We start from the raw sequence: 15,809 nt of genomic DNA on the forward strand, positions 1-15,809 counted from the left end.
GAATGATTAATAATTCATGATGGCAGTCACAGGGTAAAGTTACTTATTCTATTCCGCCGGCGATGGCAGGTACGATGCTGATAACGGTATCAGCTTTCACAGCGGTTTTCTCCTGTTGCAGGTCGCGGATATCATCATTGCCTACAAAGATGTTGACAAAGGTGCGGATCTGTCCTTTATCATCCAGCAAGTGCTTTTTCAGTTCCGGAAAGTTAAGTGTTAATTCGCTAACGGTCTTTTCAATGGTATCGGCCTGGATATCCAGCCTGGCCGTATTGTTGGTGAATTTTCGTAATGGTGTAGGAATGATTACTGTTGCCATGATCGTTGATGTTATTTGTTGTTTATATTATAATGGTGATACTTCAAAAGTTGCTACGGTCTCTTCTTCAAACTGTACTTCATCATTTAAGCGCCAGGAACGCACAGGACCAATTTTTCCTTCCAGCACAGAGATGATGATGTAAGAGAAATAAGGCTGCGCCGCTACCCGGTCATGCTCGGAAGGAATGGCCGGATGATTGGGATGTGAGTGATATACTCCCAGCAGAAGCAGCTTGTTGTCTTCCGCATATTGCTCGGCCCTGATGTAGTCGAGCGGCGCTATCAGGAACCGCCGGCGCTTATCGCCTTCCTTAGCATTGTTCACTACCTGTATTTCACTGATAATCCGGTTACCTTCCCGGTCTTCTTCTCCAAACAGGAACCCGCAACATTCATCGGGAAAAGCCTGTACCGCGTCTTTGAACATTAATTCCTTTGCTACTGGTTGTATAGTTATCATTGAATACCAAGTTTTTTAATTACTTCACTGTATTTATCGGCATTATCAGGAAATACGGTCACTATGTTACCGGCTTCCAGCTTTTCTGCTACCCTGATAGCGCCTGCGAGGTTGGCTGCGGCAGAAGGGCTCAGCAGCAGGTTCTCATGTTTCCAGGCAGCCTTGATGATCTCATAGGCTTCTTCGGTACTTACTTCATTGTTTTCATCGGCTACAGTGGTATCATAGATGGTGGGCACCACGGCTGTTTCCATGTGCTTCCAGCCTTCCATACCGTGCATGGGATTATCCGGTTGCAGAGAAGTAAGGTGAATAGCTGGATTGAGTTCCCTCAAACGCCTGCCGGTACCTACAAAGGTGCCGCTGGTACCCAGTCCGGCCACAAAGTGGGTAATGCCAGGCAGGTCATTGATGATCTCCAGTGCGGTGGTATAGTAATGGGCTTTCCAGTTGTTGTCATTCTTATACTGATCGGCATAGAAGTATTTATCCGGATGGGCCAGGGCCAGCTCTTTGGCGACAGCCTGCGCACCATCTGTACCTTCAAATTTGGAGGTATAGATGATCCGGGCGCCCAGTGATTGCAATATTTCCTTGCGTTCTTTGGAAGCATTCTCAGGAAGGCAGAGTGTTACAGGCACGTTGAGGTTATTGCCTACGGCCGCATAAGCAATACCTGTGTTACCACTGGTGGCATCCAGCAAGGTCTTTGCGCGGGTAAGCTGTCCTTTTTCAATAGCGGCCTTAAAGATGTTGTAACCGGCGCGGGCTTTTACACTGCCGGAAAGTTGTTTCCATTCCTGCTTGGCATAAATAGTAACATGGGGCTTTGCAAATAGTTTGGTGATCCGGTATAAAGGGGTGTGTCCTATTTTGCTGCTGAGCTGTCGGACACTGTCCAGCAATCTTTCATCAATATGTTCTGACGTTAGGAATGGCATCGGTTCTGTATTATTGTTAGTTGTTCAACCTGGATCGAACGGTATGGAAATAAAAAAGCCCCACACGTTGGTGGAGCTTGTAATATGTTGAATATTAACTATTCAGTTGTTACCAATGGCTATCACCCACCCCAATAACCCTGGCATGTTGACAACAACAGCAACAACAATTTTTGTATGGGTTATGAAATGTCATTTTGGTGAGAACGATTTTACAGTTACAAATATAAAGGGAATTATTGGATAAATCCTATAGGTGGTGTAGACTATTTGTTAAATGTAGTTTATATGAATGATCGTTAGTTAAGCAGACCGCCTGCGCCAGGGCTTCCGATTAAGCGCCACCTTCGCCGGGGCTTCGGTGGCCGAAGCAAGAAACGGGTGGGCTGGTTTTTGGTGGTTGCTTACATTTGAGCCATGAAGACGTTGCTGATCCCGAAGCCGGCCCTGTTCAGTTTTGATGAGTGTTTGTGGTTCCTGAACCGGAATTATGACGACTGTTTGCATCATATAGCGCCGGGCAGTTTGTCTAAAGCTATCAATATCAAAGGAGAGAATATTGCCTTTACCCTGCAGGCCGATTCAGCACACCTGTTACTACACCTTACACACGGAGGCCATGACCCCGCCTTGCAGCAGGAACTGATACAATATATTATTGAGTGGTTTGACCTGGAACGGGATATTGCGCCTTTTTACACACTGCTGCGTAAAAACCGTACACTGGGTTATATGGCAAAAGACTTCGATGGCTTCCGCCTGATTGGCATCCATGATCTTTATGAAGCCCTCTGCTGGAGCATTATCGGGCAGCAGATCAACCTGAATTTTGCTTATACCCTGAAACGCAGGCTGGTAGAGCAATACGGCGAACGCCTGATGGTGAACGGACAAGCCTTGTATGTATTTCCACAACCCGGCGTACTGCAACATGCCAGGGTAGCCGATCTGCGGCCTCTCCAATTCTCTGAGCGCAAGGCAGAATACCTGCTGCTGGTATCCCAACTGTTTGCAACAGGCGCCCTCAGCAAGCAACAGGTGCAGCAATGCGCTTCATATGAAGAGCAGGTAGCCCTGCTCACCGCCATCAGGGGCATTGGCGTGTGGACGGCCAATTACGCACTGATGAAAACGCTGAAGCAATTACAGGCCATTCCTTATGGAGACGTTGGCCTCCTGAACGCATTACTGAATCACGGACTGATCAAGGATAAAAAGGACAGCGCCGGCATAGAGAAGCTGTTCCTCAGGTTTAAAGGCTGGGAAAGCTACCTGGTGTTTTATTTGTGGCGTTCTTTGGCGAGTGGTAAATAGCGAGTGGCAAGTGGGAATTAAAGCAAAAGAGAGATCAGTTACGATCCCTCTTTGACTTTTATTATGAAAATCCACGACTAAAAACTTTAATCTTTATCGCGTACGACGAGCTCTACGCGGCGGTTGAGCCAGGCATTGGCAGGTGTATTTTCAGCTACCGGGTATTCTTTTCCGTAATAGCTTACGATCATCCGCTCTGCCGGTACGCCCCTGCTGTTCATGTAATCAAAGGCCATCTGGGCTCTTCGCATAGACAGGTAGTTGTTGTACTCTGTAGATCCTACGTTGTCGGTATAACCTTTTATTTCCACTATTTTACCGGGGTTACGTTTTAATTGTGCAATCACTTTATCCACGGTAGCAAACGCCCTGGAGGTGAGTGAATAGTCTTTGTAGTAGAAGTAGACGGTGAATTTAAGCGCCGGCTTGCCATTGATGGTATCTACCTGGTAGTCTATGAGGTCAAATGCCTGCGCTGTACGTCCGCCTGCCAGGGAATCCCCATAATCTGCCTTACCATTTTCACGGCCCTGCCATTCATTGGGATTACCATTGGGATTGCCGTTATTGGGCCATCCATTCTGGTTGCCATTGGCGCCATTATTGTTACCGGCCCTCGCAGTAAGGAGGGAATCCACGTTTACATTGATGACAATGTTGTTCACTACCTGGCCATTGTTCTTATTGGTGGTATCGCTCTTTTTAGCCAGGTCTTCCTGCGCTTTCTTCGCAGAGTCGGCGGCAGCAGCTTTGTCCTTATCCGCTTTCTTCTTCTTTTTGTTATTGATACCCAGGTACAGGCCCAAAGAGTAGTTCAGGGAGTTGGCGGTAGTTTTGCTGATTGAATAGCCATATGCCGCCTGCGCCATGATCATGATCTTTTTGGAATTGAACTTTAATCCAACGCCCATGGGCGCGCTGGTATAGGAAGAGTCGTTGATCAGGTTAGTGATGCCTGCCGAGATGAAAGGCTGGAGGCGGTAACGGTGACTTAATAAATGGTAGTAAAGGGTGGCATTGAGCAGGTTGTAGGTTTGGGCCTCTGTAGTGCTGATCAACCTGTCTTTACTGGTAACATGCCCATAACTAAGACCGATATCTACGCTGAAGGACAAACGGCCGACAATGTTTTTATAAGCAGATGCTGCAAAGGACGCATTGATCTTGTCCATGATCGGCAGTTGATTGGCATCGCTCAGAAATCCGTGCCTGTTTTTTTCCAGCATGCCAAATTCCTGCACCTGGAATTTACAGAGGGGCGATATAAACCATCTGTTGTCCCATTCCCGTTCAACTTCCTGTGCCAGGATAGCTTGTGCGGCCAGCAGGAGGCAACCCGCCAAACAGATTAGTACCTTTTTCATTGGTTATTGATTTTTCTGAGGTTATGACATAGGGTGGTAAGATTTTAAAAATCGAGTCTTAGGGCTAATTCCAATCCATTACGTTTTATTCCTGATGCGCTGATATCGGAAATATTCATATCATAGGATATTCCCACTATCAGCTTCACATACCTTAATTCAATGCTGGGTACCAACGCGTCTTCATAGCGGTAACCCAATCCCAGGCCTACGGCCGTACCCGGCAATTGTTTGACGGGTGTGGACCAGGTGCCATTGAAGAAATGCTTGTAGGCTTTCCCCTGCCAGTTCATGGACGCATAGAAGGCGCATTCATCATCATCAAGTCCGGTTACAAACCTGTATCCCCCTTGTACACCCCAGGCCTGTGAAAGCCGGTATTCCTTTGTTTTGTTCTTATCGGTATAGGGTTTGTTCACGTGCATGACCGATGCACCCAGGTACCATTTATTAAACGCTGAATTGTTGAAAACAGAGATACCGGCATTGAGATTAAAATAGCCGTACGACCAGCCGGAAGCATAGCGGTCGTTGCTGGCCATCCCCTCCACCGGTCCGTATTTGTCATATTGATCGCCAAAGAGCGCTCCGCCGTTGACGTTGAGGTTGCTCTGGTAGTAAACGCCCTGGAAGCCGGCCGCCAGGTAGGTTTCATTTTTCCCGATGGGCAGGGCATAGGATATACCCAACAGTCCCAGGGTATTGTTGAGGATACCCTGATTTGATTTATCTGAAGCTGCTCCTGCGCTGGCGCTGAAGTAGCCGGTGTTCGCTGCTTCTTTTTTAGATTTTGCAATCAACGGCATATCGGCCATGGCGCTGATGCTGTTGTAGGCAATGACGCCTCCGTATTGTACGTTGCGGTAGTTTAGTTTTACACTATTGAGTTTATCGGTTTTGAGCGACTGGTTGTACCAGACTGCCATGTCCTGTACACGGGAAAAGTTAATTTCCTGTGCCCGGGCTATGCCCGCCAATAAAACACCGCTTAGTAAGAACCAAATTGATTTCATTTGGTCGTGGTTTTAAATTGTATATCGGATGATACCTTATTGAACATTCGATCCATTTTTGTTTTATCTCACCAGTGAAACCATACCCCTGCGGGTGATCTTCTTTTTGTCTTTATCAAGTCCTTCCGCTATCCACAGGTATGTTTCTACCGGTTGCAATATACCCTTGAAGCGTCCGTCCCATCCAACATTCGGGTCTTTGGTAGTAAATACCAGGTTGCCCCAACGGTTGTAGATGTTGAAGTAATGGAAGGTGGTGATACCTACTACGATGGGTTTAACCACGTCATTGGTACCATCATTGTTGGGCGTAAAGACCCTTGGCACATAAATGTCAATAGGCACAAAGCGCAGTTTGGCCGGACTGCCATTCACAATTGGCTTATCACTCACTTTGGCGGTCACTGTTACAGTCCCTGCTGCTTTACTGGCCAGGAGGATGGTAGCATCGCCATTGGCATCGGTCAATACCGGCTGTACTGTTAATACAGTAGCACTACCAGACTCTATTCTGAAGAACACTTCTTTCATGGCGAGCGGTGTACCACTGGCGTCCACCACATGTGCTTTGACGCTATTGGTTTCCACCCCATCGGCCAGGGCATCATTGGTTATTACAATGAGCCTTGTATCGGGTACAGACACATCCGGGTCGGTAGTGAATGTAACGGTAGTGGGACTTCCATTAACGATCGGCGCCCCATTTACAGTAGCGGTAATGCCTACTGTACCTCCCACTGTGCTGGTGAGCGTGATGATGGCATCACCATTCGCATCGGTGGTTACCGTGGTACTACCCACAAAGGTGGCGGTACCGCTGGCGATGGTAAATTCAATGGTAGCATTGGGAACAGGATTACCATTGGCATCTACCACGTGTGCTTTTACACTGTTGGTGGCTGTACCATTGGCCGACGCATTGTCGACAACTACTGATAATGCGGTAGCAGGATTACCAGGATTCGACACACCTGCCACAAAGGTTACGATGGCCGGGCTGCCGTTTATGATAGCCGTTCCATTTACGGTGGCTGTAATTTCTACTTTACCGGCTACGGTGCTGTTCAGCGTGATGATGGCATCACCGTTCGCATCGGTGGTTATTGTGGCGCTGCCTACAAAGCCGGCAGTGCCTTTTGAAATGGTAAATACAATAGTAGCATTGGGAACCGGGTGCCCGGAAGCATCTACAATATGCGCTTTCACGCTGTTGGTAGCTGCTCCATCGGCAACGGCATTATCGGTCACTACACTGAGGGCAGTGGCAGGATTGGTTACAGACGGCACATCTACCACGAATTGTACAGTGGCAGGGCTTCCGTTTACAATGGCCACACCGTTTACTGTAGCGGTAATATCTACACTGCCTATTACTGTACTATTCAGTGTAACAATGGCATCGCCATTGGCATTGGTAGTAACAGTAGCGGAGCTGGCGAAATTGGCCGTACCGCTGGCTATGGTAAATATGATGTTTGCATTGGGAACAGGGTTTCCATTGGCATCCACGATATGGGCTTTCACACTGGTAACAGCCGTTCCATTGGCAGGAGCGCTGGGGATGACTACTATGAGTGCCGTAGCAGGATTACCTGTATTGGGCGCACCGGCCACGAAGGTCACCACAGCCGGGCTACCGTTTACAATGGGGTTACCATTTACTGTAGCAGTTATACTTACCTGACCAGCCACGGGGCTGTGCAGTGTAATAATGGCATCGCCGTTGGCATCGGTGGTTACGGTAGCAGCAGTAGCGAATGTAGCTGTTCCACTGGCAATGGTAAATACAACGGTAGCATTGGGAACAGGATTTCCGTTGGCATCCACAATGTGTGCTTTGACGCTGTTAAGATCAACATCATCGGCTGTGGCATTGTCATCCACCACACTGAGCGCTGTGGCCGGATTTCCTGTAGAAGGCACATCTACCACAAAGGTTACGATAGCAGGGCTACCGTTAACAATGGGTATGCCATTTACTGTAGCTGTAATGCTTACCTGACCAACCACCGTGCTTTTCAGTGTAACAATGGCATCGCCATTCGCATTGGTGGTTATGGTAGCGGAGCTGGCAAAGGTAGCTGTACCGCTGGTGATGGTGAATACAATGGTGGCATTGGGAACGGGATTTCCGTTGGCATCCACAATATGTGCTTTGACGCTGTTAAGCGCCGTATTATTAGCTACTGCGTTATCAGTTACCACACTCAATGTGGTAGCAGGATTACCTGTTTGCGGTGCGTCGGCTACAAAGGTCACAACAGCCGGGCTGCCGTTCACGATAGATATACCATTTACGGTGGCGGTTACTTCAACAGTACCAGCCACTGTGCTGGTGAGCAATACGATGAAATCGCCATTGGCATCGGTCATACCGGCAGGAACGCTGGCAAAGTCGGCAGTGCCGTTTACCGTGAATATGATGACGGCATTTTCAACAGGATTGCCATTAGCGTCTACCACATGGGCCTTTACGCTATTGGTAGCTGTACCATTGGCCGTAGCAAAGTCGCTGACGATGATCAACGCCGTGGCAGGATTGCCTGTATTGGGCGCATCGGCTACGAAGGTCACCACAGCCGGACTGCCGTTTACAATGGGCGTACCATTCACTGTAGCGGTGATGCTGACCTGTCCAGCCACGGTACTTTTCAAGGTAACAATGGCATCGCCATTGGCATCTGTTGTGATGGTAGCTGCACTTTGGAAGGTAGCCGTACCGCTGGTGATGGTGAATACGATGGTAGCGTTGGGAACAGGATTTCCGTTGGCATCCACCACATGTGCTTTGACGCTGTTAAGCGCCGTATTGTTAGCTACTGCATTATCAGTTACCACGCTCAATGCAGTAGCAGGGTTGCCTGTGTTGGGTGCATCGGCCACGAAGGTGACCACGGCCGGACTGCCATTTATGATGGCTACACCATTTACCGTAGCAGTGATGCTTACCTGGCCGGCTACGGTACTTACGATATCAATGTAGGCATTGCCATTTGAATTGGTCGTAGCGGTGCCGGTGCCTATGAAGGTACCTGTACCACTTACGATGGTGAAGACGATAGTAGCACCCGGTACCGGGTTGTTGTAGGCATCCCTGATGCGGGCCCTTACACGGTTGGTGGCGGTATTATTAGCAAGTGCATTATCATTTACTACGAGTAATCCGGTACTCGATATGCCTACAGAAGGGGAACCGGCAGTAAAGGTCACTTTGGCCGGGCTGCCATTCACAATGGGATTACCATTTACCGTAGCTGTGATGCTTACCTGACCAGCCACGGTGCTTTTCAGCGTAACAATGGCATCGCCGTTGGCATCGGTAGTGACAGTAGCGGAGCTGGCAAAGGAAGCTGTACCACTGGCAATGGTAAATACCACACTGGCGCCGGGAACCGGGTTGCCATTGGCATCTACCACATGGGCTTTTACACTGGTGGTGGCTGTACCATTGGCCGTTGCACTGGGCACTACCACAATTAATGCAGTAGCCGGGTTGGACGTTTGCGGCACATCGGCCACAAAGGTCGCCACAGCAGGGCTGCCATTGATAATATTGACACCATTAACAGAAGCAGTAATGCTTACCTGACCTGCCGTTAAACTCACCAATGATATGTCTGCATAACCATTGGCATCTGTTTGAACAGGGTTAGGATCGGCAAAGTTGGCGGTACCGGCGGCAATGGTAAATAAGACGGGCTGATTCACCACGGGGTTACCGTAGGCGTCGGTTATACGCGCCCTAACAATATTTTTCTCCGTGCCATTGGCAACGGCATTGTCATCAATGACAGAAAGATTAGTAGTGGGAACGTTGGTGGCAGGAGGACCTGCTACAAAGTAAGTGACTGCAGGATTGCCAAATTTAAAAGGCACTCCATTTACGGATGCCGTAACGTTGGCCTGACCAATTGCAAAACCTGCAAAGGAGAAGGAGGCATTGCCGCTGGCATCTGTTACTTTATTTTGACCAAAGATCGAATTGGCAAAAGAGACAATGACACCCGGCACAGGAACACCAAATTCATCCACGACGTGCGCCGTTACAATGTTCTCTTCACCACTATTGGCAATAGAGTTGGTTTTTGTGACAATGAGCTTCGTATCAGGATGGTTCATATCCGGTACGCCTGGCGGACGACCGGCGCCTGGTGCAAATGCCAATGCGCCCGTGTTAAAGCCGGGTATGCATAACAGCATCCATAGCAACACAGACAAAAGTCTCTTACGTTTTGGTCCCCTTGATAAAGATGAAGGGCTAAGACCTGATACTGAAGAAGCAGACATACGATTTAGAGTTTAGTCAATAATCGAAATCCATTACCAGGCTATCCCGCAAGCGGGATAACCACGATACCGTTACCGTGTTACCGGCAAGTAATGATTAGGTTATTGATTACAGAGTAAGGTGCCTTGCAGTTACTGCCCTGTAAAGGATAAGCCGGCGCCATATAGCAAGGCGCAGTCCCTGTGTTGACAGGAGCTTATCGGAGGACAGTCTAATAACACCCGGTAAAAAGGAGGCTGCAGTTGCCTGGATAGTGTAGGGGTTAGTATCATAGTATTGGTTTTAAAATAAACTATTACGGTTTTTGGATTGATATTGGTTTTTATATGTAAAATGCGCTTTGCAAAATTAATCGGCTTTTTGGATAAAGGAAATACCCCCAATTACATACATATTTCCCCTATATATAAACATAAAACTAGCATAGCATAGAGAAAATTGTATTTTTTGGTAAATTTAATTTGATATTACGTGGAATTACGCATGATAACCTGTTTATAGTCTGCAAGTTGTTGACAATGATCAACAATTTCCCTTAGTAAATACAATAATTCCACCTACACAATATTAAGACATTCCTCTTCCCTCTTCTGTTGCTTTTCGACAGGGCGGCTTGTTTTGAAGGTGGAAAACCAGGCAGTAAAAAAAATAATCATACTTGTTAATAGCCCTTATCAGCCCTCAAAAAGCCTTACTTATGTGACGGAATTGTTAAGGAAATAGAAAAAAACATCGTTTTTCCTTTATTTTTTCGCCCAAAAAACAAGTTGGGCATCATGGCCCTTTTTCTCCGGAACCCGCACCGGCAGGGCGTTTCACTTTTCAAAACACCTGTTTAGCATCCTGAAATGAGCTTTTATTTGATTTCTGCCCTGGATTATCCCGCTGTATGTTTGCATCATGAAATAAAGAAAACACCATCCTGGTGTTACGATGCAGGAGATACGACTCCTTCCTTCTTTCTTCAACATTGCCTGCCCGGTTGCCCATCCATACGAAGCTTTCAACACTGTTTAAAAACTTTAAATTATACGTTATGAAAACGATTATGAGGAATTATGGAATTATGGCAATCGCCCTGGTAGCATTCACCCTGGCCTTCTCTACCACAACACTGGCCAACAACGAAAAAGAAAAAGTTGCTTCTGCTATAGAACTGAAATTCATCGGTCACTACGAAAACCAGCCGGTTTTCCAACTGAACCTGAACAACAAGGAAGCCGATGAGTTTACCATTACTTTCCGTGATGATTATGGTAATGTACTGTATTCCGGTAAGGTAAAAGGCAGCAACATTTCCAAGAAGTTTATGCTGAACATTGAAGAGATCGGTGACAATGTACTGAGCGTGGAAGTAAAGGCTAAGAAGAACAGCCAGGCTGAAGTGTACAAGATCAACAGGAACCGCAGCTATGTGGAAGAAACTGTAGTAAGCAAGATCAAGTAATCAGTCAATAAGTTTATGTGTTAAGAAAGTGGAGCATCTGCCGTAGATGCTCCACTTTTTTTATTACTTTATTAGATGTCTGCTTCCTGTTTTTTGCTGCCGAAGAGCAGGGTGTAAAGAATGGGCAGTATAAATATGCTGATGGTGAGGATGGATACGCCCCAATCGGCAGCATGGCTTCCGAGGAATTTGCTGACTGCCGTTTGTGGCTGAAAGTGCTCATATAAAGAAAGCATGAGCTTGATACCCAGGATAGCAATGACCACAAAGGCAGCCGTTTCGAGGAAAGCGTATTTTTCCATGAGCTTTACAAAGCCCTGCGCCACGAACCGCATGGCCAGGATACCGATGAATACACCCAGCCAGATGAGGATGATGTTATCGGAGAAGGCCACCGCCGCAAATACGTTATCAATAGAGAAAGCGAGGTCCATGATCTCCACGAGCGCTACGGTAGCCCAGAAGTTGCCCAGGGCGCCCACGGTACTGCGGTATAACCAGTTGCTCTTTTTATCGAGCGTATCATCTTCCTTTTCCGGCGTTTGCTTTCCTTTCCACCAATCCCATACGAGATAAAGCAGGTAGAGCCCCCCCAGTGGTTTGAGCCACCATATTTTGATGATGTAAGCAGCCAGGAGCAAACAGATACCCCGGAACACATAGGCGCCAATGATACCATACCGCAGGGCCCTGCTTCTCTGCTCTTTGGGCAGGTCCATGACCATGGTGGCCAGTACTGCAGCATTATCCACCGACAGCAAGCTCTCAATTACAATAAGATTCCCAACCACCGCCAACGCAGCAAGGGGGTTGTTGAGAATGTCCTGGATCATTTCATTCATGATATATTCTGATTTTAATTATTGACCATTTGAACTATGATAAGCCTCCCGCCCTCTTCTTTGGAAAGGAGGATCTTTTGCGCATCTTTTATTTCCATCATCTGCCCAATGGGAATTTCCTGGTCGGCATCCACGTCTTTTAAACCGGGAATGTCCTGGTTTACCAGCACCCATTTGCTCTGGTGAAATACAAAGTAACCCACCGTTTTTTTCTGATCGGCTGTCAGCCGCTCATTGGGCGATATGTTCTTGTTGATATGCCACTGGTAAATATACTGATTGCTATAAACCATGAGCCGGTGATTCTCAAAACTAAACATCCCTTTGGGGTTTTTGGAATATAGATTGAGTACGGGTAGCTGTCCACGGTACGGCGTACCACAAAAGGGGCATTTGGGGGCCGTGGTATTGTCAAATACGTACCACTTCATTTCGCATGACTTGTTCTGGCAGGGCTGCATGAGGTCAACCGTTTTCACCAGTGCATTCTCCCATTCATCGGCGGTAGGCCGCATAGCGGGGTTGTGCAGGCCATCTATGAAGGCCCTGTCAAATAGTTGTTTCAGGTAAGGTCCGGTGATGGTATAGGGTAGTTTGTCCGTATCGGCCCAGGGCAGGTAGCTTGGTTTTACCTGGCTTAGTTTGGGCCTGTTGGAAGTATCGGTGGGATGCTCAATAAACAGCGCTTTTGAGCCCATGGACAGTTCTTCATCTTTCTGTGCATCGGCATCATGTACTTTTCCGCCACGCAACGGATGGCGCCGCAGCAGGTACATGTAGATCATGACGGCCAGTGCATGCCTGTCGGTAGGAATGCCCGGGAATTTCCTGCTTTTATCTTCTTTGGGCAGGTGCCTGGTGGCCAGTACTTCGGGCGCAATGAAGTCGGGCGTGCCCAATACATCCGGTGGAAATTTACCGGGCACTACCAGCCCATCAATGTCAATGATGGCTGCCCGGCCGCTAACCGGATCTATTAAAACGTTTTTATAGGACAGATCGGAATGGGCCAGGCCGGCGGCATGCATACGCTTTACGCCGCGGCTGATGGTGATGCAGATGAGAAAGTATTTGTACCAATCCCCTTTTTCAGAAGGATCGAGGTTTTTGTTCTGGTGAAAAGCGCTGGCGAACCATTTCCCCTCTTTTTCCTTTCCTTTGATCTGCAGGAAGTCATTGTTGCGGGAACCTGTCTGGAAGAAGAAATGTTTCTGGTAGGTAGGCGCCACAATTCCCAGCCTGCCATTCCATTCCACCACTTTGGTGGGCCAGCAATAGAGGTCTTTCCAGTAATCGCCGCCGGCCTGCTTAAAGATGCGGTCATAAAAGGTGCCGGTAATGGTGAGCAGGCGATCCCTGGCCACCGCATCCTGTTTATCCCGGAAGAAGGCTACCACATAGGTTTTATCAGGACTGAAGTAGACGTCCTTCATGCCTCCCTGGCCGATCATGTCATTGACAAATTCCACGTCGGTGCCGTCGGCTGCTTTTATTTTGATGGTGTTTGCCATAGTTAAAAGAGTATTGCTATTGTACGGTCGTCATATTCTCCTTTTACCCAGAAATCCAGCCATTGTAATAACTGGTTATGGGCATTTTCATTGTCCCTGGTTAAGGTTACTTCTTTTTGTATTTCAGCAAATAGCTGATCCCATTTCTCCGCTTTGAAGAGATTGGCATCGGTATGGAACCAGGCATCGGTAATGCCATCGGTCATTAATACCATTGCATCGAAATCGTCTACCAGTTCAAAGCGTATGCGTTTATAGAAGGCCGATGCTTCAAAGATCTCCTGCATGGTGAGGAACCTCGTTTGCCCGGAGTATTCACCGCTATCGGTTTCGCCCAGTATTTTCGGTGCTTCCCCTTTTTTGTAGATGCCTACTCCCCCATCCCCTACCCAAAAAGCGCCGATGAACCATTTGTTGCCATATTGCCGGCAAACGGTGGCCAATAAGGTAGTGGCATAGTCTTTTACCGCATTCTGTTTGCTCTCTGCCTCTTTGGCAATGTTCTTGTAGGCCAGGAAAACGGCATTGCCCAATGTATTATAGAGTGTATCACCAATGGCTTTGCGGTTAGCATCATCCGGGTTGATCTCCCATTGTGCAATCAGGGCTTCCAGTTCATCCAGCTTGCTACTGGTGGCCGACAAAGACAAATGCTCTGTTACCGTATCAGTAGCTATACGCGACCCTTCGCGCGAGAATTTGGCAGAGCCCGCCCCATCAGCCACGGTTACTACATACCAGCCTGTATCGGCCCGGTAGATGGCGTCAACATCATCCTCCCTGAATTTGGCTTCCCGGGCATGGGAGCGTCCGCGCTTACTCGCTGCAATGATGGTCCTGCCACCATCGGCCAGTCTTTTCGTTTCTGTATGAGGCTTTTGATAAGGCGCCTCAGGAGGTGGTTCCTCCTCCGTCCACAAGCTCCTGGGATCAAAGTTTACAAAGAGGTGTACCGGTTTACTGAGTAATTGTTCTCCATTACTGTCACTGTATTTATAGTGCAGGGTTATATCCGCGTCGCCGGGTTTTGAAGGAATGCCCTGTACGATGCGCTCTTCCGGGTTGTAGCTAAGGCCAATGGCTTCCAGCCCTTCGAAATGATGCTCGCCAATGCCAGACAATGCAAATTTTTCCCATTCAACAGCATAGCTGTAGGCTTCTTTTTCTTTGGCATTGGGAAATACGATTTTATCCACAGAATTATTGGGTTGGTTGTATTGATGTTATCCTCTTGAACGGTTGATGTCCTGGTGTCCTGATGCAAAGCCGAATTTAGCTTGTGTATTGCACCAGGGACAGGTACTTACTTCTTCATCGCCGGTACACATGATGCCACCGCAGGCGCAAGTGCTGAAGCCGTATTGATTGCCGCAGCAGGGACAGTGCGGAAAGCCCACCAGCTCTGCTGAACTGATCTTTTGGTTGGTAGGTTGATTGTCGGTCAACTGGAAATAGGTCTCGTCTACCGGGAAGCTGCCCTGCAGCTTGAAGAATTGTGTATCCAATGCAAGGCCTTCAATGTTGGAGGGCTTGATATTGCGTTTGTATTTTATTAAGTAAGGTTTTTTGGTAGCCTGGCATTTGGACAGGAAGACAGCAAAGTTGTTGTCAATGACCTGGGGTACTGAAGAGGCAGCGGGTTCTACTTTGGTAAGGACTGCCTCATCCAGCTTAGCCAGTTGGGGGCCATCGAGGTTATTTTCCGCGATGCTCATACTGGTGGTCTTGATGGAGGCCGTGACCCATTTAAAGAATGATTTGTAGGACTCCGGCGCGAGGTTCTTTACGAGCAGCACATCATTGGTGAGCCTGCCCAATAGATTGGTATCCGTATTATCGCCGAGCGCAATGGCTACGATGGAAGCTTTCTTTTTGTACTGATTGATCCATTTGGTAATGGCCGCTTCGGGATTGTCGGTAGGTGCACCATCCGTAAAGAGGAAGATGATCGGCTTCCAGTCGCCCTTGGTGTCGGCGGTGCTCCTGACCACATTGGTATCGATATCGTGCATGAGAAACTCCAGCGCTTCCCCGAGGGAGGTGCCGCCGCCAACAGGCATGCGCGGCGGATAGAAAGAAGTGAGCTCTGTCAGCGGCACAATGCGTTTGGTTTTCCCGGCAAAGACGATGATGGATATCCAGGCTGTTTCCAGCGCATAGGGATCGGACCGGAGGTCTTTGATGATGGAGGCAATGCCTTCTTCCACATAGGGCATCTGATCGCCCACCATGGATTCTGATACGTCTATTAAAAAGTATACCGGCAGTCTGCGCATAAGAAGATGTTTAGTTGAGTTCTCAGGTT

At 48.0% G+C, this 15,809-nt stretch carries 12 protein-coding genes; 2 read left to right on the top strand and 10 right to left on the bottom strand.

Annotated elements, in window-relative coordinates; genetic code table 11:
* Window positions 1–43 precede the first annotated feature (43 nt).
* The 3 genes from HB364_RS31505 to HB364_RS31515 are packed head-to-tail and all read right to left on the bottom strand — an operon-like array spanning window position 44 to window position 1,725.
* Window positions 44–322 carry a MoaD/ThiS family protein gene (locus HB364_RS31505; protein ID WP_167292434.1) on the bottom strand — a complete coding sequence of 93 codons (279 nt, stop codon included), beginning with the start codon at window positions 320–322 and terminating at the stop codon, window positions 44–46.
* Between the two features lie 27 nt (window positions 323–349).
* Window positions 350–784, bottom strand: coding sequence for a Mov34/MPN/PAD-1 family protein (locus HB364_RS31510; protein ID WP_167292435.1), 435 nt, complete (start codon window positions 782–784; stop codon window positions 350–352).
* Window positions 781–1,725, bottom strand: coding sequence for a PLP-dependent cysteine synthase family protein (locus HB364_RS31515; RefSeq protein ID WP_167292436.1), 945 nt, complete (start codon window positions 1,723–1,725; stop codon window positions 781–783). Before HB364_RS31515 ends, HB364_RS31510 begins: the two co-directional genes overlap by 4 nt.
* 417 nt (window positions 1,726–2,142) lie before the next feature.
* Between HB364_RS31515 and HB364_RS31520 the strand changes: the two genes are divergently transcribed.
* Window positions 2,143–3,039 (top strand): DNA-3-methyladenine glycosylase family protein, encoded by an 897-nt coding sequence (locus HB364_RS31520; RefSeq protein ID WP_167292437.1) that lies wholly within the window; start codon window positions 2,143–2,145, stop codon window positions 3,037–3,039.
* A gap of 86 nt (window positions 3,040–3,125) precedes the next feature.
* On the opposite strand, the gene HB364_RS31525 is transcribed toward HB364_RS31520, so the two are convergent.
* The 3 genes from HB364_RS31525 to HB364_RS31535 all read right to left on the bottom strand — a co-directional run bounded on the left by HB364_RS31525 (window position 3,126) and on the right by HB364_RS31535 (window position 9,628).
* Complete coding sequence (locus HB364_RS31525; protein ID WP_167292438.1) at window positions 3,126–4,403, bottom strand: OmpA family protein; 1,278 nt, start codon at window positions 4,401–4,403, stop codon at window positions 3,126–3,128.
* Between the two features lie 44 nt (window positions 4,404–4,447).
* Window positions 4,448–5,416 carry a PorP/SprF family type IX secretion system membrane protein gene (locus HB364_RS31530; RefSeq protein ID WP_167292439.1) on the bottom strand — a complete coding sequence of 323 codons (969 nt, stop codon included), beginning with the start codon at window positions 5,414–5,416 and terminating at the stop codon, window positions 4,448–4,450.
* A 63-nt stretch (window positions 5,417–5,479) separates the two neighbouring features.
* Entirely contained in the window at window positions 5,480–9,628 is a 4,149-nt protein-coding gene (locus tag HB364_RS31535) for an Ig-like domain-containing protein (RefSeq protein WP_317170733.1), read from the bottom strand.
* A 1,112-nt stretch (window positions 9,629–10,740) separates the two neighbouring features.
* On the opposite strand from HB364_RS31535, the gene HB364_RS31540 reads away from it, so the two are divergent.
* Window positions 10,741–11,151, top strand: coding sequence for a hypothetical protein (locus HB364_RS31540; protein ID WP_167292441.1), 411 nt, complete (start codon window positions 10,741–10,743; stop codon window positions 11,149–11,151).
* Between the two features lie 71 nt (window positions 11,152–11,222).
* Here HB364_RS31540 and HB364_RS31545 read toward each other — a convergent pair whose 3' ends face one another.
* From HB364_RS31545 to HB364_RS31560, 4 genes are read right to left on the bottom strand one after another with little or no spacing between them, the layout of a single operon-like run.
* Entirely contained in the window at window positions 11,223–11,993 is a 771-nt protein-coding gene (locus tag HB364_RS31545; RefSeq protein WP_167292442.1) for a DUF475 domain-containing protein, read from the bottom strand.
* Between the two features lie 14 nt (window positions 11,994–12,007).
* On the bottom strand, window positions 12,008–13,504 hold the full coding sequence (locus tag HB364_RS31550) for a helix-hairpin-helix domain-containing protein (RefSeq protein WP_167292443.1): 1,497 nt from the start codon (window positions 13,502–13,504) through the stop codon (window positions 12,008–12,010).
* Between the two features lie 2 nt (window positions 13,505–13,506).
* On the bottom strand, window positions 13,507–14,700 hold the full coding sequence (locus HB364_RS31555; RefSeq protein WP_167292444.1) for a PP2C family serine/threonine-protein phosphatase: 1,194 nt from the start codon (window positions 14,698–14,700) through the stop codon (window positions 13,507–13,509).
* A gap of 27 nt (window positions 14,701–14,727) precedes the next feature.
* A complete protein-coding gene (locus HB364_RS31560) occupies window positions 14,728–15,780 on the bottom strand; it encodes a TerY-C metal binding domain-containing protein (protein WP_167292445.1) in 1,053 nt (350 codons plus the stop codon).
* Window positions 15,781–15,809 lie beyond the last annotated feature (29 nt).

Origin of the sequence: Paraflavitalea devenefica (assembly GCF_011759375.1) — a bacterium.
Lineage (GTDB): Bacteria > Bacteroidota > Bacteroidia > Chitinophagales > Chitinophagaceae > Paraflavitalea > Paraflavitalea devenefica.

Coding starts and splice junctions, on each gene's coding strand:
- HB364_RS31520 (WP_167292437.1), top strand. CDS start 2,143: ATGAAGACGTTGCTGATCCCGAAGCCGGCCCTGTTCAGTTTTGATGAG.
- HB364_RS31545 (WP_167292442.1), bottom strand. CDS start 11,993: ATGAATGAAATGATCCAGGACATTCTCAACAACCCCCTTGCTGCGTTG.
- HB364_RS31540 (WP_167292441.1), top strand. CDS start 10,741: ATGAAAACGATTATGAGGAATTATGGAATTATGGCAATCGCCCTGGTA.
- HB364_RS31515 (WP_167292436.1), bottom strand. CDS start 1,725: ATGCCATTCCTAACGTCAGAACATATTGATGAAAGATTGCTGGACAGT.
- HB364_RS31510 (WP_167292435.1), bottom strand. CDS start 784: ATGATAACTATACAACCAGTAGCAAAGGAATTAATGTTCAAAGACGCG.
- HB364_RS31530 (WP_167292439.1), bottom strand. CDS start 5,416: ATGAAATCAATTTGGTTCTTACTAAGCGGTGTTTTATTGGCGGGCATA.
- HB364_RS31525 (WP_167292438.1), bottom strand. CDS start 4,403: ATGAAAAAGGTACTAATCTGTTTGGCGGGTTGCCTCCTGCTGGCCGCA.
- HB364_RS31505 (WP_167292434.1), bottom strand. CDS start 322: ATGGCAACAGTAATCATTCCTACACCATTACGAAAATTCACCAACAAT.
- HB364_RS31550 (WP_167292443.1), bottom strand. CDS start 13,504: ATGGCAAACACCATCAAAATAAAAGCAGCCGACGGCACCGACGTGGAA.
- HB364_RS31560 (WP_167292445.1), bottom strand. CDS start 15,780: ATGCGCAGACTGCCGGTATACTTTTTAATAGACGTATCAGAATCCATG.